This window comes from Oceanobacillus sp. NCCP-135, assembly GCF_059698015.1.
This window is the reverse complement of sequence record NZ_BAAKSZ010000002.1, coordinates 77,909-99,354: the sequence shown is the minus strand read 5'-3', so window position 1 is coordinate 99,354 and position 21,446 is coordinate 77,909. Positions and strand designations below refer to the sequence as shown.

21 protein-coding genes, 1 other RNA gene and 2 pseudogenes are annotated in these 21,446 nt (G+C 34.7%); 17 read left to right on the top strand and 7 right to left on the bottom strand.

Translation table 11 applies throughout. The features are described from left to right. Window positions 1-60: 60 nt before the first annotated feature. The 6 genes from dinG to nth all read left to right on the top strand — a co-directional run bounded on the left by dinG (window position 61) and on the right by nth (window position 7,772). Window positions 61-2,865, top strand: coding sequence for an ATP-dependent DNA helicase DinG (gene dinG / locus AC6HVZ_RS02185; RefSeq protein ID WP_497556487.1), 2,805 nt, complete (start codon window positions 61-63; stop codon window positions 2,863-2,865). Window positions 2,866-3,198: 333 nt separating this feature from the next. Next, entirely contained in the window at window positions 3,199-3,708 is a 510-nt protein-coding gene (locus AC6HVZ_RS02180) for a cell wall elongation regulator TseB-like domain-containing protein (protein WP_497556486.1), read from the top strand. 15 nt (window positions 3,709-3,723) lie between these two features. Then, the gene (locus AC6HVZ_RS02175; protein ID WP_497556485.1) at window positions 3,724-4,902 is read left to right on the top strand and encodes a pyridoxal phosphate-dependent aminotransferase; all 1,179 of its coding nucleotides are present in this window, start codon (window positions 3,724-3,726) and stop codon (window positions 4,900-4,902) included. Window positions 4,903-5,053: 151 nt separating this feature from the next. Next, window positions 5,054-6,346, top strand: a complete 1,293-nt coding sequence (gene asnS, locus AC6HVZ_RS02170; RefSeq protein WP_497556484.1) for an asparagine--tRNA ligase — start codon at window positions 5,054-5,056, stop codon at window positions 6,344-6,346. 91 nt (window positions 6,347-6,437) lie between these two features. Beyond that, window positions 6,438-7,115 carry a DnaD domain-containing protein gene (locus tag AC6HVZ_RS02165; protein ID WP_497556483.1) on the top strand — a complete coding sequence of 226 codons (678 nt, stop codon included), beginning with the start codon at window positions 6,438-6,440 and terminating at the stop codon, window positions 7,113-7,115. Between the two features lie 3 nt (window positions 7,116-7,118). Next, window positions 7,119-7,772 carry an endonuclease III gene (nth, locus tag AC6HVZ_RS02160; protein ID WP_497556482.1) on the top strand — a complete coding sequence of 218 codons (654 nt, stop codon included), beginning with the start codon at window positions 7,119-7,121 and terminating at the stop codon, window positions 7,770-7,772. Between the two features lie 87 nt (window positions 7,773-7,859). Here the strand turns inward: nth and AC6HVZ_RS02155 are convergent, their stop codons facing one another. The 5 genes and pseudogenes from AC6HVZ_RS02155 to AC6HVZ_RS02135 form a co-directional block, all read right to left on the bottom strand. Then, complete coding sequence (locus tag AC6HVZ_RS02155) at window positions 7,860-8,027, bottom strand: hypothetical protein (RefSeq protein ID WP_497556481.1); 168 nt, start codon at window positions 8,025-8,027, stop codon at window positions 7,860-7,862. Between the two features lie 456 nt (window positions 8,028-8,483). Then, entirely contained in the window at window positions 8,484-8,666 is a 183-nt protein-coding gene (locus AC6HVZ_RS02150; protein ID WP_497556480.1) for a hypothetical protein, read from the bottom strand. 48 nt (window positions 8,667-8,714) lie between these two features. Beyond that, window positions 8,715-9,479 (bottom strand): annotated as a pseudogene (mobV, locus tag AC6HVZ_RS02145) (MobV family relaxase). 56 nt (window positions 9,480-9,535) lie between these two features. After that, the gene (locus AC6HVZ_RS02140; RefSeq protein ID WP_497556611.1) at window positions 9,536-9,688 is read right to left on the bottom strand and encodes a plasmid recombination protein; all 153 of its coding nucleotides are present in this window, start codon (window positions 9,686-9,688) and stop codon (window positions 9,536-9,538) included. A 402-nt stretch (window positions 9,689-10,090) separates the two neighbouring features. Continuing rightward, window positions 10,091-10,324 carry a hypothetical protein gene (locus tag AC6HVZ_RS02135; protein WP_497556479.1) on the bottom strand — a complete coding sequence of 78 codons (234 nt, stop codon included), beginning with the start codon at window positions 10,322-10,324 and terminating at the stop codon, window positions 10,091-10,093. Window positions 10,325-10,754: 430 nt separating this feature from the next. Here AC6HVZ_RS02135 and AC6HVZ_RS02130 point away from each other — a divergent pair, with 430 nt between their 5' ends. The 3 genes and pseudogenes from AC6HVZ_RS02130 to AC6HVZ_RS02120 all read left to right on the top strand — a co-directional run bounded on the left by AC6HVZ_RS02130 (window position 10,755) and on the right by AC6HVZ_RS02120 (window position 11,544). Further along, on the top strand, window positions 10,755-11,138 hold the full coding sequence (locus AC6HVZ_RS02130) for a transposase (protein ID WP_497556478.1): 384 nt from the start codon (window positions 10,755-10,757) through the stop codon (window positions 11,136-11,138). After that, a pseudogene (locus AC6HVZ_RS02125) lies at window positions 11,101-11,208 on the top strand (hypothetical protein); the annotation flags it as partial. The gene AC6HVZ_RS02130 and the pseudogene AC6HVZ_RS02125, both read left to right, overlap by 38 nt. A gap of 99 nt (window positions 11,209-11,307) precedes the next feature. Next, window positions 11,308-11,544 carry a hypothetical protein gene (locus tag AC6HVZ_RS02120; RefSeq protein WP_497556617.1) on the top strand — a complete coding sequence of 79 codons (237 nt, stop codon included), beginning with the start codon at window positions 11,308-11,310 and terminating at the stop codon, window positions 11,542-11,544. A gap of 272 nt (window positions 11,545-11,816) precedes the next feature. Here AC6HVZ_RS02120 and AC6HVZ_RS02115 read toward each other — a convergent pair whose 3' ends face one another. Both AC6HVZ_RS02115 and recU read right to left on the bottom strand, forming a co-directional pair. Then, window positions 11,817-14,534 (bottom strand): PBP1A family penicillin-binding protein, encoded by a 2,718-nt coding sequence (locus AC6HVZ_RS02115; protein WP_497556477.1) that lies wholly within the window; start codon window positions 14,532-14,534, stop codon window positions 11,817-11,819. Between the two features lie 18 nt (window positions 14,535-14,552). Continuing rightward, on the bottom strand, window positions 14,553-15,140 hold the full coding sequence (gene recU / locus AC6HVZ_RS02110; protein WP_497556476.1) for a Holliday junction resolvase RecU: 588 nt from the start codon (window positions 15,138-15,140) through the stop codon (window positions 14,553-14,555). A 167-nt stretch (window positions 15,141-15,307) separates the two neighbouring features. Between recU and AC6HVZ_RS02105 the strand changes: the two genes are divergently transcribed. The 8 genes from AC6HVZ_RS02105 (at window position 15,308) to AC6HVZ_RS02070 (ending at window position 21,419) form a co-directional block, all read left to right on the top strand. Further along, window positions 15,308-16,213: a DUF2515 family protein gene (locus AC6HVZ_RS02105; RefSeq protein WP_497556475.1), complete on the top strand. Its 906-nt coding sequence runs from the start codon at window positions 15,308-15,310 to the stop codon at window positions 16,211-16,213. 325 nt (window positions 16,214-16,538) lie between these two features. Further along, entirely contained in the window at window positions 16,539-16,772 is a 234-nt protein-coding gene (locus AC6HVZ_RS02100) for a hypothetical protein (RefSeq protein ID WP_497556474.1), read from the top strand. Window positions 16,773-16,806: 34 nt separating this feature from the next. Then, window positions 16,807-17,154, top strand: coding sequence for a DUF1798 family protein (locus AC6HVZ_RS02095; protein WP_497556473.1), 348 nt, complete (start codon window positions 16,807-16,809; stop codon window positions 17,152-17,154). Between the two features lie 70 nt (window positions 17,155-17,224). Next, window positions 17,225-17,626 (top strand): cytidine deaminase, encoded by a 402-nt coding sequence (locus tag AC6HVZ_RS02090; RefSeq protein ID WP_497556472.1) that lies wholly within the window; start codon window positions 17,225-17,227, stop codon window positions 17,624-17,626. Between the two features lie 174 nt (window positions 17,627-17,800). Continuing rightward, the gene (gene gpsB, locus AC6HVZ_RS02085; protein ID WP_497556471.1) at window positions 17,801-18,112 is read left to right on the top strand and encodes a cell division regulator GpsB; all 312 of its coding nucleotides are present in this window, start codon (window positions 17,801-17,803) and stop codon (window positions 18,110-18,112) included. Between the two features lie 91 nt (window positions 18,113-18,203). Further along, an RNA gene (gene rnpB / locus AC6HVZ_RS02080) (RNase P RNA component class B) lies at window positions 18,204-18,580 on the top strand. Between the two features lie 199 nt (window positions 18,581-18,779). Then, complete coding sequence (locus AC6HVZ_RS02075) at window positions 18,780-19,916, top strand: THUMP domain-containing class I SAM-dependent RNA methyltransferase (protein WP_497556470.1); 1,137 nt, start codon at window positions 18,780-18,782, stop codon at window positions 19,914-19,916. 3 nt (window positions 19,917-19,919) lie between these two features. Beyond that, window positions 19,920-21,419, top strand: coding sequence for a carboxypeptidase M32 (locus AC6HVZ_RS02070; RefSeq protein WP_497556469.1), 1,500 nt, complete (start codon window positions 19,920-19,922; stop codon window positions 21,417-21,419). Window positions 21,420-21,446: the final 27 nt, after the last annotated feature.

Here is a 21,446-nt window from a genome sequence, read left to right as displayed (position 1 = left end):
GTTATAAAAGATAAGAGTTTTATTAATACGATATAGAAATTAAGAAAGTTAGGTGGAGATATGGATAAATATGTCGTAATTGACTTAGAAACAACAGGACAAACTGCGACAAAAGATGATAAAATCATTGAAGTTGGAATCGTTATTATAGACAATAATAAAATAACTGATCATTATTCCACCTTACTTAATCCGAGCAAGCCTATTCCACCTTTTATTTCTAATTTAACAGGAATCGTTGATAAGGATGTGGAAGATGCTCCAATCTTTAAGGAAAAGGCAAATGAAATTATTGAACTTTTTCGTGATGGGTATTTAATCGCACATAATGTACCTTTTGATTTAGGGTTTTTAAATACAGAACTTAAGAATAACGGGCTCAAACAACTATCTAATCCAGTTGTGGACACAGTAGAGCTTTCACGGATTTTATATCCAAAAGCTCCTAGCTATAAATTAGGACAATTGGCGGAATTCCTGGATATACTTCATGAAGATCCTCATCGAGCTTTGTCAGATGCTTATGTTACTGCAAAATTGTTTTTGAATTTAAAAGAAAAGCTGGATTCATTACCACTTGAAACAATAGACCATTTACTAAAACTTGAAAAAGCGTTTAAATCTGATTTATATCCATTATTAAAGGATAGATATGATAATTTAGTTCATTCACCAATTGAAGACAAAAATATTATTTCTTTTAAGGGTTTGGCATTCAGACATGTAGAAGTAGTCAAGGAAAAGCAGCAGGACAAAATAACGATGTCTTATGGTGATTATTTAGATTCTATCTATGAACAAAATGGATCCATGCAACAGCATCTGAAGAACTATGAAAAAAGAAGTGGTCAACGTGAAATGTCTGAAACTATTTTTGATGCATTTCAATTACATAAACATGCATTAATTGAAGCTGAAACAGGTACCGGAAAGTCATTAGCCTATCTAATTCCTGCAATTTACGAGGCGATAAAAGCAAAACAACGTATTGTAATAAGTACATACACAACTCAATTACAGGCCCAGCTTTTAGAAGAAGAAATCCCCTTAATTCAAAAATTGGCAGCTTTTAAATTTAAAACTGCTTTACTAAAGGGGAAGAGCCACTATCTCAGTTTAGAAAAATTTGAGCGTGCACTTGATTCAGAACAGCAGGATAACTATGATATCGCACTTACGAAAGCAATAATGCTTGTATGGATAACTGAAACAAAAACTGGTGATATCGACGAAATCCACCTACCATCAAGTGGTTACTTATTCTACAGAAAAGTCTCGATAGACACAGAAGGAAATATTGACCCTTTTTCACCGTGGTTTACCTATTCCTATTATCAAAAGGCTCGTAAACTGGCACAACAAGCCGATATTATCATTACTAACCACGCATTATTATGTACAGATCTATTTAATGATTATCAGTTCTTACCAAGTTACGACAAAGTAATTATTGATGAAGCACATCATTTGGAGGAAACAGCTTCAAGACATTACGGCTTAAAGCTTGATTATATTAATATGCAATTTACACTTAATCAAATTGGTAGCACAACTGAGGCAAAGTCATTAGGGAAGGTTCTATCTAAATATTCTTTTTATAAAGAACAATTACCTCTTGAAAAATGGGATAAAATACTAGTCGATGCTAAATATGAGATTGATGATTTATTTCGTTCGTTATTTCAATATGTTATTGATCAGCAAAAGAAAAACAAATCATTAAGCGATATTGGAAGAACACAGTACCGATTTGAAGCAAAAAAAGAAGACCCTAAAAAATGGAATATTATAGAAGAAATGGCAACAAGATTAACTTTTTACCTACGTGATTTAATTCATATACTTGCAGAGATCGAGCACTACTTTGAAAAGACTAAAGCCTTTCATAAATTCGATCAAGATGAATTAAAATTGAATATAGAGCTACTGCAATCATTTATTGACCGAATTGAACAATTATTTTTAATTGAAGAATCAATCAAGCAGGTTAAATGGATTGAGATAGAGATATATGGTGCAAAGAATGCAGTATATCTGTATTGTGAACCAACTGATATGTCTCCATTATTGGCAAATGAATTTTTTGATAAAAAACAGAGTGTTATTTTAACGAGTGCTACCCTTACGATGAAAAACGCTTTTACGTTTATTCAAAACAGACTTGGATTGGCCGAGGGCAGTTTTATTAGTAAAAAGATAATATCACCTTTTCTTTACAAGGAACAGGTAAGGTTAATGGTTCCAAATGACTTTCCTGACATTAAATACGGGAAGCTAGATGATTTTATTTATGCAACTTGTGAAGCGATTTTATCATTAGCGGAAATAACAAGCGGAAGAATGCTCGTATTATTCACTTCATATGATATGCTTAGAAAATCGTATGGGATATTGAGAGAAACAATTGATATTGATAAGTATGTATTAATTGCACAAGGAATATCAAGTGGTAGTCGTATTCGTTTGAAGAAAAATTTTCAAACGTTTGATCAGTCTATTCTTCTAGGTACCAGCTCCTTTTGGGAAGGTGTGGATATACCCGGGGATGATTTATCCTGTCTTATGATTGTGCGACTCCCGTTTCAGCCTCCTGATCATCCTATATATGAAGCAAAATCAAATTATTTAAAAGAACTGGGGAAAAATGCATTTATTGAATGGTCCTTGCCAAATGCAGTAATTCGGTTCAAACAGGGGTTTGGAAGGCTTATACGTTCAACAAATGATCGTGGAATCGTTTTTGTATGCGATGCAAGAGTGATGAAGGCTCGTTATGGAAAATATTTTACTGAATCGATACCAAGTGTACCCATTACTTATGAATCCACACAGGAAATAATGAAAATAGCAGAGAATTGGTTTTAATATCACTAAAAAAGTCTACTGATGCATGTGCAATGCATCAGTAGTATACAGGTATGGGTTGGAAAAAATTTGTTGAAATAAATAAAAATAAAACAAATTATTGATTATGCTTGTTATACTATTTCTATGCTTTATCTTATTCAATCTCAACGTTATAATTAGTATTTGTAAACGAACTGAGTACTATGATTAGCAAATATTGATAAACGAAGCAATTTTATAATGGAGGGAAAAAGATGGGGAATACGATTGAAGTATCATCAGCCATAAATTGTTTACATGCATCAGATTTAAATTTATATAAGATTAGTTTAACGTTGAATGAGGGTTATAATGAGAAGATCTAGCTGGCTATTTTGGAGCTTTATGGTAATAATTATTTTAATCCTTGCTTGCTTTACTTTTGGTGTATTTCTATATAATGATTTAGCAGCAGCTAAAACATCGGGTTACGACGAAACCAAAAGACAAATTTTGCAAAATACTTCAATTACAGATATAGAAAAAATGGAACAGTTTAATGGTGCTGAATCCTTTCATGTTATTTATGGTAAAAACAACAATGATGAAAAAAAACTGATTTTTTATCCATTAAAAGGTAATGAAAAGAATCTAGTCACTATTGACCAAAATGAAATAATGCCTGAATCAGAAGTGCTGGGTCAGTGGAATGAGCAATGTAAGAACTGTAAATTAGTCAAAATTATACCAGCTCTTGTGAATGAAGAAGCATTATGGGAAGTTACGTATGAGAATAATTCAAATCAATATATTATAGATTATTTATCGATCTATGATGGAACTCGATATGAACAATATCGCTTTAACAGGACATTTAAATAGAAGGGTGATTATACAGTGGAATTAGCAAATAGGGTAAAAACATTAACGCCGTCCTCTACTTTAGCAATTTCTGCAAAAGCTAAAGAATTAAAGCAGCAAGGTCATGATGTTATTGGTTTGGGTGTAGGTGAACCAGATTTCAATACACCGGACTATATTCTTGATGCTGCAATGAATGCAATGAAAAGTGGAATGACAAAATATACACCCTCAGGTGGTATCGCAGAGCTTAAACAAGCTATTTCAAACAAATTTAAAAGGGATAATGGGTTACGTTTTTCCAATGACCAAATAATCGTTACAACAGGCGCTAAACATGCGTTATATACCTTATTTCAAGTGTTATTGAATCAGGATGACGAAGTAATTGTTCCAACCCCATATTGGGTGAGTTATCCGGAACAAATAAAATTAGCTGGAGGCAAACCGGTTTTTGTTAATGCCCAGGAAGAAAATGATTTTAAATTAACACCAAGTGAATTAGAAGTAACCATAACAAGTAAGACAAAAGCTGTTATCATTAACTCACCAAGCAATCCTACAGGTATGATGTATAGTAAAGAAGAACTAAGAATGCTTGGAGAGGTCTGCTTAAAACATGGTGTATTAATTGTCTCAGATGAAATTTATGAAAAGCTAATCTATACAAACGATGAACATGTCTCTATTGCAACACTGTCCAATGAATTAAAAGAACAAACAATTGTTATTAATGGTGTTTCTAAATCACATGCCATGACCGGCTGGAGAATCGGTTATGCAGCGGGATCAAACGCAATTATTAAAGCAATGACAAACCTTGCATCACATTCAACATCTAATCCAACATCAATAGCACAATACGGGGCGCTTGCTGCATATGAGGCGAATAATAATTCCATAGAAGAAATGAAAAAAGCCTTCAATGATAGACTTGATATTTTTTATGAGTTAATTAGTGGGATTCCAGGAATATCATGTGTTAAACCTAAGGGTGCATTTTATTTATTTCCAAATGTTCAGGGAGCAGCAGCTAATAATGGCTTTTCCAACGTCGATGACTGGGTTACTGCGTTACTTGAAGAGGAAAAGGTTGCACTAGTACCCGGATCTGGCTTTGGAGCTCCCAATAATGTACGTTTATCTTATGCAACATCCATCGAAATATTAGAAGAAGCAGCAAAGCGAATCAAACGATTTGTAATAAACCATTAAGATATTGAAAAAATATAGTGTGAAGCCAACCCAATTGTTATGGAAATTTGATAAAATTTATTGATTTTAAAATTGTTTAAGGAGGTGAAACCTGGTTATTTTACAGCGATTTGATATGAAATGTTATACGTTAAATTAACCAGGAATTTTTTTGAAAACTACAATAGCACTCACACCAAACTATGTGGAACAGACAGTAACGATAGGAGCATGGCTATCAAATAAACGATCCAGTGGAAAAATTGCTTTTTTACAATTACGTGATGGAACTGGTTTTATTCAAGGGGTCGTAGTAAAAAATGACGTAAGCGAAGGTGTTTTTCAGCTGGCCAAAAATATGACACAGGAATCATCTATGTACATTACAGGGAAAATAGTAGAGGATTCCAGATCGCCATTCGGTTATGAAATGCAGGTTAGTAATATCGAATTAATTCACGAAGCAACAGATTATCCAATTACACCTAAAGAACATGGAACCGAATTCTTAATGGATCATCGTCATCTCTGGCTCAGATCCAAGAGACAACATGCGATAATGAAAATTCGTAATGAAATTATTCGAGCAACCTATCAATTCTTTAACGATGGTGGCTATGTAAAAATTGATCCACCAATATTGACTGGTTCATCCGCAGAAGGAACAACCGAATTATTTCATACAAAATATTTCGATGAAGAAGCATATTTATCCCAAAGTGGTCAGCTTTATATGGAAGCTGCGGCGATGGCTTTTGGAAAAGTATTTTCCTTTGGCCCTACATTTCGTGCAGAAAAGTCAAAAACCCGAAGACATTTAATTGAATTCTGGATGATCGAACCGGAAATGGCTTTTGTGGAGCATGAGGAAAGTTTGGAAATTCAAGAACAATATGTAAGTTTTATTGTACAGGCTGTATTGGAAAATTGTAAACTGGAATTAAATGTTTTGGAACGCAATACATCTAGTTTAGAAAAAATCAAAGCACCATTTCCTAGAATTTCATATGATGATGCAATAAAATTATTGAAGGAAAAAGGGTTCAATGATATTGAATGGGGTGTAGATTTTGGTTCCCCACATGAAACCGCAATTGCCGAAAGTTTTGACAAACCAGTATTTATTACAAATTATCCGGCAGAAATAAAGGCGTTTTATATGAAACCAGTACCAGGTAGGTCTGATGTAGTATTATGTGCTGATCTAATAGCTCCTGAAGGTTATGGTGAAATTATCGGTGGTTCCGAGCGGATTGATGATTTGGATCTAATGAAGGAACGGTATGAAAAACATGGTCTAAATGGACCAGCTTATAAATGGTATTTAGAGCTTCGTCAATACGGTAGTGTTCCACACTCCGGATTTGGTTTGGGACTTGAAAGAACTGTAGCCTGGCTGTCTGGAGTGGATCATGTAAGAGAAACTATTCCATTTCCAAGATTATTAAATCGATTATATCCATAAGTATTTAAAATCCCTTGCAGCTGGAGCAAGGGATTTTAAATTAATTTTTCATTATCAGTTTCATGCTATACTAGGAATGAGGTGCTTATGTATGACAAAATCTATTCCAATCCAACAAATATTATTAGACCAAATACAAGTTCCGATTAAATTGTTATCTTCCTATACAACACTTGGTCTTAATGAAGAAGAACTAATGGTTATTTTACAATTACATCGATTTCTTCAAGCGAATAATGATTTTCCAACACCTTTTGAAATAGCCAGCCATTTAACATTTGATGAAAAAGAGTGTGCCAATATTTTGCGTAGGCTAATCCAGAAAAATGTATTGGAAATAGAACAAAAAGAAAATGATCAAAAACAAAGAAGCGAAGCATATTGTCTAAATCCTCTTTGGGAAAAGCTTTATTCTTCAGAGCCACCTGAAAAAGAGCAAATCGATGGGACAATTTTTATTTTATTTGAACAGGAATTTGGAAGACCTTTATCCCCATTTGAAATAGAAACAATTAATGCATGGCTGGATGAGGATGAAATAGCTCCTTCACTCATTAAAGCAGGACTAAGAGAATCTGTCCTAATGGGAAAACTTAATTTTAAATATATTGATCGAATACTTAGAGACTGGAAGAAAAAAGGAATTCATTCAGTAGAACAAGCTCGAAATGCAAGCAGAAATTTCCATACGAATCAGTCTGTGAAACAGGAAAATACAAAAAAAAGGGATACATCATTTTATTATAATTGGTTAGAAGGGGAAGACTAGGTTATGCTTAATAAAAAACAAATAAGGTATTGCTTAGATGAGATGAAAATAATGTTTCCAAATGCCGAATGTGAATTAAACCACAACAATCCATTTGAATTAGTTATTGCTGTATTGCTTTCAGCCCAATGTACGGATGTACTCGTTAATAAAGTAACGAAAGAGCTATTTAAAAAATACAAAACTCCAGCAGATTATTTGTCTGTTACGCTGGAAGAGCTGCAGCATGATATAAAATCCATCGGGCTTTATAGAAATAAAGCAAAACATATACGAAAACTATGCCAGTCATTACTTGATGACTATAACGGGCAAGTACCGGAGACGAAAACAGAATTAATGAAGCTTGCAGGTGTTGGCAGGAAGACGGCAAATGTGGTAGCCTCAGTTGCTTTTAACGAGCCGGCAATTGCTGTGGATACACATGTAGAAAGAGTCTCTAAGCGGTTGGCTATTTGCAGATGGAAGGATTCTGTAGCAGAGGTTGAAGAAACGCTAATGCGCAAAGTTCCAAAAAAAGAGTGGAGTGATACACATCATCTGATGATTTTCTTTGGTCGATATCACTGCAAGGCAAGAAATCCAAACTGTCCAGAATGCCCGTTATTAGCTATTTGCAGGGAAGGACAAAAGCGAATGAAAAAAGAAATGGCGTAATTAAATAAATAGAAAAAGAGGTAACCAGTTGTGGTTACCTCTTTGTTTTTGGTACACTAATTCTTACTATTATGAAACATAAGTATATCACTTGTCAGCTACGATGTCATAAGCTTCATCATTTTCATACCATTCCACATCAGTTGGGTTCTTGGGATCAAGCAATATTTCGTTTTTATTTGTACACTTTACTTTACGTGCGTTTACCCCTAGTCCATGAAGTTCTTTCAGTAATTCATCAACCGTTTTGACCATGACAATTAGCTCCCAATTTGAAGATCCCCGAAGAACGGGTTTAAGAAAAAATAAAAAAAAGCCATGAGAATCTGTGACTTTTTTAAAATAGATATACTTTCCAGCCCCTAACTTATGAGTTGCATTGAGGGGTTTGCAACTCCCATTTTTAGTCGTCATTGGGAAGAACGACTCCTGTTTTATTAGTCGCTCCAGGAATTGGCGACATCACTTGTGTAAAATAATATACCAATATCAAATGAAAACGTGCAAGAGCATAAGGGAATCCGGTACCACTTTTTAAAAAAAGTGGCAAAATAGGCTGTGCCTATGGGATTCTTTGTGATATTACTTTAGGGTCATTTTTTGCTTAAAAGATATAGTACAGATACCCGCGAGATATAGTTGGGATATACTAAAGTATCACATTTGATATAGTCTCTTTTACCGTTCCATCTCAAAATCATCTCTCCAAATTTATCTTTTCGGTGTGGGAGATTTTTCTTTTTGCTCATCATTTTTTTCTTGCTCTTTTTTATTTTCTTTCATAATAAATTGCGCGCCTTGAATTTCTTTATCGTCTGTAAAATATTTTTGTAACAAAGGCAAATTCATTTTATCCAATACGTTCACTTTCAGCATTCCGATTTTCAAACTCATACCCTGAACCTGCTCTCTAAAATGAATTTTGACTTGCTCGATCGTGCGCTACAAAAAATTATTTTCTTTTTTTAGAACGCCATTCTCTTTTTTCAATTCCTGATTTTGTTTCGTTACCGATTGCACTTTCGTTTGTAGCTGATGATTTCTCTTTTCTAACTCTGTATTTCGGGTAGACACTTGCTTAACTTGTTGTTTAAGACCTGCATTAGCCATTTGTAGCGATTCCGAGACCTTTGCAGTAGTTTTTTGATCAGAAAGAGATAATTTGACCGTTTTTGGCTCGATTAAACCACTTTCTTTAATTTCTATCTGGTCTACTTGTTTTGTTTGATCCCACGCTTTATACAACGTGAGCATTTTTTCCTTCATGCCCTTCAGTTCGTCCTGTTTTCCTACAAACTCATTTTCTAGTCCATTTATTTTTTCCTGAAGTGTTTTCTCTTTAAATTTTTGCATGTCTAAATGTTTGTCGTCTGAACCACGTTCGCCACGCTCTAGGTTATAGCCTTTTTCGTTAATAAAATCATTGAACCGGTCTTGCAACAGAGATAATGCCTTTTTATTACCGATAATATCTTTTGCCGATAGTCACCCATCTTCTGTCAGAGGAACAAAACCAAAGTGCATGTGTGATGTCTTTTCGTCTAGATGAACCGTTGCATAGAGTAGATTTTTTTCTCCATACTCTTTTTTCACAAACTCCAAGCTATTTTTGAAATATTGATTTTGAACATCAGCTGGTAAGCTATCAAAAAATTCCTTATCACTCGTGATAATTCCATCAACTTGCTTAATCGCATCTGAACGCACTTTCCGTTCCGTTGTCCGTTGTAGCCTTTCTCAATGATTTCTTCCATTCGATTTTTTCATTCGATATTTTTGTCATTTATCAAATCGTAATTCAAATGCGTACGATCGTGATCAATATCTTTGTTTCCGTACTTTTCATTTTCCCTTTGATTATGTTTTTGAATGCCTTTTGAAGCCGTTGAATTTCTCATTTTTGCCACTCGTAGAATGGAATACAGTGATTTTTCCCCCCTTGTCCGAGAAACTTAATGAGGTAAGTATAAAACATACTAGACTTATTTCATAAGTCGTATGCTCTGCGAGTTAAGTTCAAATTCAAAAACAAGACCAAAATCAATTTTCCATGCTGAGTGAATAAAAAATATCATTCTGATACAAACCACTAATGGGATGATATTCATTTACTAGAAACATGTATTAAGTTTATTGAACCAAATAGAGTCGTGGGAAGCGTTTTTTATGCTTCCCACGACTCTATTTTCTACGATTTGTTTTTCTTATTTTTTTTCTGATTTTTATAATTATCATTATCACTGCGATTATTAGAATCAAGAAAAAAACTTGAAAACCCGCATCAAACCAATTGATTTCGCCTGTCATTATAAAACTCCTTAAAAGTAAGTTGTAAGTGTATATCTTTGAACATAACCAGCTGGAATGCCTTCAATAGATATTCCATACGTCTTTTCCCTAACAGCCCATGCTGATCCACTTCTTGAAGAATAACTATAGTCAGTATAAAGTTCTTTCCATGTTACTCCAAATATAAAACCTGATTGATAAGAATATACATTATTTACGTCAGTTATAAAACCACTAGAGGTTCTTTCTACTTCTGCTGACACACAAATTTTACCTGTGAAATTATAGTCACACCATTCAGAATTGCTTGTAGAACCTGCTAAACTAATTGAAGGTTGGTCTTGCGCTTTTTCTTGTTTTTCTAAGAAAGCCTCAAACTCTTCTACGGAATCAAATTTTAGTCTCTCTCCTTCAAAATCACTGGTTTCTGTAGGCGTTAAACCATGTTCTTCAGCAACCTTGTTAGCTTCTTCGAGAATTTGATCTTTATTGCTTTCCTCTGCACTAACTGTAAGACTGCTTACCCCTAAAATATATTTTATATACGTCTATCAAAATAACATAAAATTCATTTTTAGTAAATAATTTACATTATTGGTAAAAAATATACTAAAAAGGAAAATAAATAGTCCTATCGAATACATATCATGAGGTCATGATCAAAGGAATAAAGAAAAAGAACTACGCTCAGGCATGATTACGGTTATCCATACGTTTGGTCGTGATCTAAATTTTAACCCTCATATACACGCACTAGTTACAGAAGGGGCGCTGGACAATCAAAATAATTGGGTAGCTACTGGTTTTATTCCTTACGATTATTTAAGAAAATCATGGCAAAAGCTTGTATTGGATTTATTAAAAGAATGGTCTCCCGAAGATCAAAAAATCAAAAGGAAGGTCAATGACTTCTATCAAAAGTATCCCAATGGTTTTTATGTGAATGCAGAGAAAAAGATGAAGAACGCAAAACAAGTAGCCAAATATATAGGGCGTTATTTAGCACGTCCAGCAATCGCAGAGTATCGCATTATCGAGTATGATGGAGAAATTGTTCATTGTTCACTATTGGTATAAAGACCATCGCACGGAAAAAAGGATAGACAAGAAAGTATCAGTATATAAATTTTTATTTGAATTACTTCAACATATTCCACCAAAACATTTTCGTATGATTGGAAGGTACGGATTATATAGTAGAAGATCCCACCGTAAGGCACAACAGATATTAAGTTTACATGTTTTCATGAGGACAAAACAAATTGCGTTGTTACTTGAAACAACACGTAAGAAGAAAAGATATCGACAACGTATAATAGAATCTTTTGAACAGGACCCTCTCAAGTCACCAATTTGCCATCAAGAGATGGATCTTGTAGGAATTTGGCATAAGGATTACGATTGGATATATCACTACATAGAGGACGTAGAAAAGGAGCGTTGTAAAAGATATGGGATTTCCAAAAGACAAGGAACAAAATAACCCTTCTAAGGACTTGGATTGGCTAAATGAGGAAGATCCTTTTGGTTTAAACGAAGAAATGGAAACGGTCATATTTGAATGTCTAGACTGAAAGAAAACCGATGAGGTTCCTGAATATATCATCGGAGAATTTAGTGTGGATTTAAAAGAAGGGGTAGAAGTTGAATTACATTGCCCCTATTGCAACGGCACAATGATTGAGGCAAGAAATATCCCAAGTGATTAATTCTCACTTGGGACGTGATAAGGCGCGACAGCGCTTTTGTTCTTTTTTACTCCTGCCCTTCTTCATCAGGGTTTTCATTGCCATCTTCATCTTCTTCAGTACCTGCCTCATTATCCTCAGGAGCTTCTGGAACTGTAACTTCCGTGCTCTGAACTTCTCCTCGAACACCCTCATTAGCCCCATTTTGTCCAATCGGTGTAACGGTTATCGTATACCCTTGACCAGGTGTTGCACCACTTATTTCGATCCCATTGGATTGAACGGTTTGTGTTTGTCCATTCACGGATACTTCAAATGTTGCTGGAGGTCCATTATAGCCCCAGGAAACATCGATCATAGATCTATTCGCTACATATTGTGCACTCAAGCCACTGACAGGAGGAATATTCCCCTCATTGTTCTCCTCTTCATTTTCATTTTCTTCTGAGTCTTCCTCTTCTTCTTCCTCTTCACCAGGAACCGTGACATTGGTACTTGTCGGTTCACTTTGCATCGAACCATTACTTACAACAACCTGAATTTGATATTCTGCACCAGGCTCTACTTCAGTAATTTCCATTGAAGTATCTTCAGTGGAAGATAAACCTTGCATTTGCCCACCATCTACACTGGCACTAACTTTAAATGAAACATCTTCATCAGAATCATAATTCCATTCGATATCAATTGAATTTGACTCTTCATTATAGATAGCTTTAAGTCCATCTACAGGATCCAATTCATCATATTTTTCAGATGTCTTCGTTGGTTCCGTTCCTTTTACAAACAGTTCTGTCACAGTCTCTGATGATGGTGTGTATTCACTCGGTAATGCAGCAGGATTGGATCCTTTCTCGACTCTAACTTCCACAACTGAACTCGGTTTATTAAAGTCTGCTGTTTCGATTTCCTTGGATATTTCTTGCATTGCATTACTAAATAAATATTGGGGTACGGTAGTTCCGCCATCTGGAATTGGGGCTCTATTATCATCCTCATCCGTGTATCCACCAACCCATGCTGATATTGTATAATTCGTTGTATACCCTGCAAACCACGCATCAGGACTTCCTGACACATCTTTTAAATTGGTAGTTCCTGTTTTTCCAGCAACATGTAATCCAGGCACATTAGCAGCTGTAGCGAAACCATCTGTTATTGCTGATTTCAGCATATCTGTAATCATATATGCCGTATAATCTGACATGGCTGCCTCTGGTTCTGGCTTTAATTCAACTGTCCGACCATCTTCAAATTCAACCTTTGTAACTGCATATGGTTCGTTATAAATACCTTCATTACCAAATGCACGGTAAGACCCTGCTAATTGTAGTGGTGTAACCTGCGTTTGGGTACCTCCAATTGCATCACCTATTGAAATCGTGTCATCAGCGAAATGATAGCCCAATCCTTCAGCAAACTCCTTTGCTTTCCCTGTCCCTGTTGCTTCCAATGTTTTAAGTGCAGGAACGTTTAATGATTGTGCTAATGCATGTCTTGCAGTCATCCAACCACTATATTTGCGGTTCCAGTTTCTAAATGTATGTCCACCAACTTCATATGGTTTATCATCATTAATTTGGTGATAGGTTGATATTTTATCATATTCAATCGCAGGACCATAAGCTACAATTGGTTTCGCTGTGGAACCAGCTTGGGTGCTTCCATTTATAGCAAAATTAAATTCTCTATTTCCTTTACTATTCCTTCTTCCTCCAACGGCCCTGATTGCACCAGTTTTTGTATCAAGTACTGTCATTGCAGCTTGCATTTCATCATCAGGGTAAGGGATCGGATTCTCATCACTGTCTGTTAATAGAAATTCAACATGCTCTTGAACACTCGAATCTAAAGTTGTGTAAATTTTTAAGCCATCGGTATAAATATCAGCACCATCAAGCTTTTCTTTAACCTCTTTATGAACTTGTTGGATAAAGCCTTCATATGGAGTTGAATCAGGCCGGGATTCTTTCAGCAGGCTCGCGATCTCAACTGATCTTGCTTCATCTGCCTGTTCCTCGGTGATTTTATCGTGTCTAACCATCAATGTTAAAACCGTATCCAATCGTTTTTTCGTTAAATCCGGATTTTCAAAAGGGTTATAGGCTGTTGGGCGCTGTGGTAATCCTGCTAAAATCGCAGCCTCTGTTAGCGTAAGTTCATTTAAATCTGTCTTACCGAAATAATTCTCAGCAGCTTTTGCAACCCCATAAGCATTTGCACCATAAAATATTTTATTCAAATACATTTCCATGATTTGTTCTTTTGAATAATCCTGCTCCAGCTTCAGAGCGAGCCATTGTTCCTGAACTTTTATTTTAAGTTCCTTTTCATGTGATAAAAATGATTTCTCAACTACTTGCTGTGTAATTGTACTTGCACCTTCAGACCCAAAACCGTTCCTTAAGTTCCCTACAATTGCTCCACCTATCCGTCTTAAATCAATCCCGGAATGTTCAAAAAAACGAGCATCTTCTGTTGCAGTAACCGCATCAATTAAGACTTGTGGCAAGTCATCATAATCTATCTTCTTTCGTTTTTCAGAACCTAAAACAGCAAACTCATTTCCATCCTGATCATAAAGTGAGGATGAAAATGGATCGGAAAGTTTCGATGCATCTATGTCTGGTGCTGTAACGATCCAATAAGTTCCCACTGCTCCTACACCTATTCCAGTTACGATAAAAATAATAAAAACTGTTAATAGTATTTTCTTCCAAATCGGTTTCTTTTTTGACTTTTTTTGTTTTCTTCTTGCTGTGCGAGATTGGCTATTATCTGCCATAGCACGATACCTCCGTCTCTAAAAATAAAGCTTATCGATAATTTTTAAATAATCTATTCTTGCCTGGTATTGAAAAGGGATACGATATCCTTCTTCTTTGATTGTTTTATAAGCCATTGATTTTTTCCCACCATTTAATTTGTCGTACCAGTGTATAAAAAGTTTCTCTGCCGGCATAAAAAATGTTTCATCATATGCTGCAAATCGAATGATCAAAAAGCAAATTCCGCCATGTTTTACGACTGCTTCCATATGCCGGATTTGATGATCATGTATATTAGCCAATGGGAACAATGTTTTGTTTTTTGTTTCCTTTGCTTCGAAATCAATATAACGATTACGATAGAGACCATTATAATCGGTTGTAGAAGCCTGTTTGAAATAGCCTTCCGTAATTACAGCAGCACTTCTACTGGGATAATTCACCTTTACTATTTGTACCGGTGTTGGTTTTTTATGAATAATTGCTTTATCTATATCCAAATAATACTTATTCGTTGTATTTATATCTTCCTCTAATGACATTCCGCGATTGCTAAAAATATTATTCGTATTGGCTGTATCATGCGAGCTTGTCCCTTTCTGTTTTCCATTAGGATAATTCATCATATTCCTCCCAGCATATTACAGTATCATACCAAATAAATACTAATTTGATAACTAAAATAGCATAAAATCTCGTTTGTATGCAGATAACTAATAATAAATCTTATGAAAGCAGGGTCGTTATGAGATGTATTAGGGAAGAATCTAGTATATATTATATAACAAAAATGACCCAAATACATAATGTCGATAACATATCAAGAACGAAAGCCTATCAGAAATTTTACCTTGATTATTCAGAAATTAAATGGGCATTTGTTGCCAGTCTCGTTTCAAGAAACGCTGGTTGGAACATGACTGACTTGCATTTACCTCCATTTAAAACAATTCTCAGCAGCAAAGAGAGAAATAGATTATTTATGACCTATGAACGAGCAAACTGGCTAATATTTTCAGATGCTTATCCACAACTGCTCGTATATAAATTATCATGCAAGCTAAATAAACCACTATTTCATCTATTGAAATTTTTTAATGTTTCACGATTTATTATAAGAGAATGGAATCATTTCTGGAAGACAAAAAATAAAGAAAGGCTTATGATAGCACTTATTATAAATGAACAAAATGTTATTCAGCAGCCTGTTATTAAACAATCTTTCTTTGAGTATCACGTATTTCGTAAACTTCCATACCTGATGCAGAATTTCATCAATATAAATGCTGTTATCCTACCGACATGTAACGGTAAATTATACGGTTCTTTTGTACATAATTTCACAAATGTAACAAATCGAATTACACTTGGTAAAAATATTGCTACAATAATTTTTACCCCAAATATTCATGAGGAAATATTAGACTTTGCAGTAAATATTGACCATTCAGGAACGAGACGAGATTATGAACAATTTATAGAGACACAGTTCCAGGTTGCTCCTATTTTACGCTATATCTATCCAGTAATACAACATCAAGATATAATTCGAAATGATTGGTACAGATGGGGGGGTATAAAAAAGAAATGGTGGCAAGATAAATTAACGTTAACTGATATAGAAATAAAGAATTCCTTCTATCAAAAGCGCAAGATGTTATATGTATACTCTCATGTAAGGAATGTTTTTATATAAAGTGCGTAAACAACCTTATAAAAGGATTTGCTATGTTTATAGCAAATCCTTTTATCCTTAAGCTTAAGTTGATGGACGGTTTGAACCATTTAACTTTTTATCTCCAATTTTTAATGATTTATTTCTAATTGTTTCTGCTTTTTTCTCATGCTTATTTTTATCTTTCATACTAAACCTCCTTTACAATTAGTGTGTCTAATTTCACTAAAATCATAAGTAATATCACTTGTTTTGTATCATTTCTTCTAGTTTTGTCGAACAGGAAGGATAGTCTTCATTCCTCTCGAATAGTGTTATTAAATCAAAAAGAGTGAGGGTGAGGATAATGGCATTAGCAGCAAAAAAAATGAATCCTTGCAGTGGAGAGGTGGATAAAAAGAGCATAGCAGATTCACTTCAACAGCTATCCGACCAAATACGCTGGATTGATCAAAAACTTACAATGAAAATTGATAATGAAGTATGGCAAAGCTTTCAAGACCATCAAAATGAAATTAAATACACAAAATCAACCATCAAAAATGTGCTATTCATAACTAAAAGTGATAACCTAAAGTAGAATTACTTTAGGTTATCAAAGGTGGTTTTTCATCATGGATTTAAAAAAACAAACAAAACAGTTAAAACAGCAGCTCAGCGCTTTAAAGGGAATTTATGAAGGTAATAACCCTCCGGAGGATAGAAAAAATAGACAGTTCTTTCAACTAGTGAAAGAAGAAACATCACCTATTTATGAATTATTGGGATTATGGGAAGAAGCAACACTTGAAGTTGTGAAGGAAAGAAAAGTAACTATACACCCACAACAAGTCACTTCAACAAGAGAAAACATGGAGCTGTTATTAATGCATAGCTACTATAATGACGTAAAGCGTAAGCGCTATATGGAATTATGTAATTCTATCCATTATATTTTCGATCAATTACTTAGAGAGCTATAGTATAGGAAGCTTTACAAATGGGCATAAATTTCTTATAATTACGTTCCACATCTGTTAAGGGGGAAACGTTTTGAAAAAAGATTATTTAATTAAAGAAGCAATTAAAATAAGAGAAAAGGCATATGTACCATACTCAAAATTTCCTGTGGGAGCCGCTTTATTATCAAAGTCTGGAAAAGTCTATACGGGCTGCAATATTGAAAATGCTGCATATCCGGTAACTTGCTGTGCTGAAAGGGTTGCAATTTTTAAAGCGATTTCAGATGGGGAAAAGGAATTCACAGAAATGGCAGTTGCCGCAAACACAAACAGACCAGTTCCACCATGTGGTTCATGTCGTCAAGTCATGAGTGAGTTCTTTAAGAGTGATATGAATATCCACCTTACTAATTTAAAGATGGATATTAAAACAATTTCAATGGAAGAATTATTACCATTCTCTTTTCAACCTGAAGATATGCTTGAAAAATAAATAATTTAAATTATAATCGTATATAGAGAAAAAAGGAAACTGTCTTTTTCAGTTTCCTTTTTTAATGATATAATAGAATATAGATATTATTTTTGCAAAACAGAAATAAATTATAAATTAACTTGATGTTTATTATTTGAAAAATAGATCTGTGAAAAATTACGAGGTGATGAAATGAGTTTAAGTCGTGTTCAATTAAGTGGAAAAGATATTTTAGAAAAAGAATTTAAAACAGCAATGCGTGGGTATAACCAAGAAGAAGTGGATGAATTTTTAGATGCGATCATTAAAGATTATGATGCATTTAATCAAGAAATTAGCAGGCTGCAGCAAGAAAATGAAAATTTACGGAAGAAAAGTTCAACAGAACAATCGAGAACAAGATCCACACAGCCAAATACGCAGGTTAATTATGATGTCCTAAAACGACTGTCAAATTTAGAAAAAGCTGTCTTCGGAAAGAAATATGCTAATTCTGAAAATTAATTTGAACTTGTAATCTTTTACATGTTTACACTTTTATTCTTGTTGTAGGATCATCCTATTTATGCTAGAATTAATTTTAGATTAAAGTTAAATGCTCAGGTAATCGCTGTATGTAAAATACAGAGGAAAGTCCATGCTCACACAAACTGAGATGTTTGTAGTGTTCATGCTTGACGAAATCATAAGTCAAGGTAGCTTAAAGGCTAACGGCAGGGGAAATTCCTAAGTCAGTTAGGATAAGGAACACGATCCTTTAAAGTGCCACAGTGACGTAGCTGGAGTGGAAACACTTTAGGTGGAACGAGGTAAACCCCATGAGTGAGCAACCCAAATAATGGTAGGGGCATCCTTTAGTAGGGAATTCAACCGAAAGAGGGACAGGCTGATGTCTGTAGATAGATGATTACATCCGGTGTACGAGGCTGACCACCGTTTGCAGTACGATGGAACAGAACATGGCTTATCGAGTATTTAACGGTCTTACTATATTTATAAAACAAACCTTTCCAGTGGTAATTTTATTATTGGAAAGGTTTTTTGATTTGCACCTATTACTGAGAGTAAGTGCAAAGTTAAATTGAGTCAATGAATAGTTATGCTTTCATTTATAGGAATAGGTTATGATAAAATGAAACTAAATTAACTTTGAATTGTGAGGTAAGTCCATATGAAAAATGTAACATTAATTGCAACAGCTGCAATGGGACTTGAATCAGTTGTTGCAAACGAAGTAAAGCAATTGGGATATGAGGTTAATGTAGAAAATGGCAAGGTTATCTTTGAAGCTCCTATTTCTGCTATTCCCCGATGTAATTTATGGCTTCGTTCAGCAGATCGTATCAGATTACTTGTAGGTAGATTTAAAGCAACCACCTTTGATGAGCTATTTGAGGCAACGAAAGCATTGTCATGGGAAGAATTCATAGCGGAGGAAGGGAAGTTTCCTGTTAGCGGAAAATCAGTGAATTCCAAGCTGTACAGTGTTCCCGATTGCCAGGCAATTGTCAAAAAGGCTATAGCGGAGCGACTTAAGCTTAAATATGGTTTGGCAACAAAAATGCCGGAAACAGGTGCAGCATATAAAGTAGAAGTTTCCCTGTTAAAGGATGTAGCCACACTGACAATCGATACATCTGGAGCAGGTTTACATAAGCGTGGATATCGGGTTGGTCAAGGTGAAGCACCATTAAAGGAAACGATGGCAGCAGCACTTGTAATGCTAACTAACTGGAAACCGGAGTACCCTTTAATTGATCCTTTTTGCGGTTCAGGTACGATTGCGATTGAAGCTGCTTTAATAGGACAAAACATTGCTCCTGGCTTCAATAGAGAATTTGCTTCAGAAAACTGGTCTCTAATTAAAAGGAAAGCGTGGAAAGAGGCTTTTGAAGAGGCTGAAGATAAAGCGAATTATGATCAAAAACTGGATATAACAGGGTTTGATATTGACCATAAACTAATAAAAATCTCGGGAGACAATGCAATGGAAGCTGGTTTAGGTGAGATTATTAATTGGAAGCAAATGCAAGTAAAAGATTTATTTATTCGAAAAGAAAATGGATATATTATCGGTAATCCACCATATGGTCAGCGAATGGGAGATAAAGATAAAGTTGCCGAAATCTATCGAGACTTTGGGGGGATTATGCGAAATCATCCTACTTGGAGTGTATATATATTAACGGCATTTGAAAACTTTGAAACACAATACGGGCTAAAGGCCACGAAGAAAAGAAAATTGTTTAATGGTTTTATTCAAACAAATTATTATCAGTATTTTGGAAAAAAGGAAAAGGGGCAGTAAACGATGGACAACACCTATTTAATCGAGAAAGATTTTAAAGAGTTATTAAAAGAACAAAATGCCTACCGTGAAGTTATTTCACTAACACATTGGGATATGCGCACAAAAATTCCTAATAAGGGCGTAGAACAACGGTCAGAGGTTGTTGGATTTTTGGCTGAAAAATTACATCAGCTTGAAACATCGGAAAAAATGAAATACTTTATCGATATATTAAAAGAAAACACCAGTGATAAAATAACAGAAAAGATAGTAGCAGAATGTGAAGAAAACTATGAGAGAAACCGAAAAATTCCTCATGATGAATATAAAGAATATGTCATGCTCAGTTCTAAATCTGAAGCAGTTTGGCAAGTGGCAAGAGAGAAAGCTGACTTTTCCTTGTTTCAACCTTATTTGGAAAAGCTTGTTGACTATAACAAGAAATTTGCAAATTATTGGGGATATGAAGATAACATCTATGATGCACTTCTACACAATTATGAATCTGGTGTAACAACAAAAACGTTAGACCAGATTTTCCCGAAACTGCGAAAATCACTAACAAACTTATTAAGTGAAATAAACCAAAGTGCTTTGGTGCCTGATCCATCACTATTAACTGGTCATTTTCCAAAAGATGATCAAACAGCATTTACGATTGAAGTATTAAAACAAATGGGCTATGACTTTTCTTCAGGCAGACTGGATGAAACCATTCATCCATTTGCTATTGCTTTAAATATAAATGATGTACGCATAACGACTAGATATGACGAAGAGGATTTTCGTATGGCTGTATTCGGAACCATACATGAGGGCGGTCATGCACTATATGAGCAAAATATTAATCCGAAGCTGGCAAACACGCCGTTAGCCACAGGGACATCAATGGGTATTCATGAATCACAATCCTTATTCTGGGAAAATTTTGTCGGGAGGAGTAAATCTTTCTGGGAAGCAAACTATGAGCTATTTAAATCATATGCTCCTGATTATTTAGGAAATGTACCTTTAAATGATTTTTACCAGGCAATAAATGAAGTGAAACCATCATTTATTCGTATTGAAGCAGATGAATTAACTTATCCGCTTCATATCATGATACGATATGAGCTTGAAAAAGCTTTAATAAATGGAGATGTCCAAGTAAAAGATCTTCCATATTTATGGAATGAAAAAATGAAGAATTATTTAGGTATTATCCCCCCATCTGACAGAGAAGGGGTACTACAGGATATTCACTGGGCCGGTGGAGATTTTGGTTATTTTCCTTCCTATGCACTTGGTTATATGTATGCAGCTCAACTTTATCATACATTTTCAAGGAATAATAACCTTGAAGCAATGATTGCAAAAAATGATTATCTTCCAATTAGAAATTGGTTAAGGGATAATATTCACCAGTATGGAAAAATGAAAAAGCCACTGGAAATAATTGAAGATGCTACAAATGAACAATTAAACCCTGAATATCTAGTGAATTATTTAACAGAGAAATACAGAGGTATTTATACTCTGTAAATATGTGTTGAATGGAGGACAAAACAA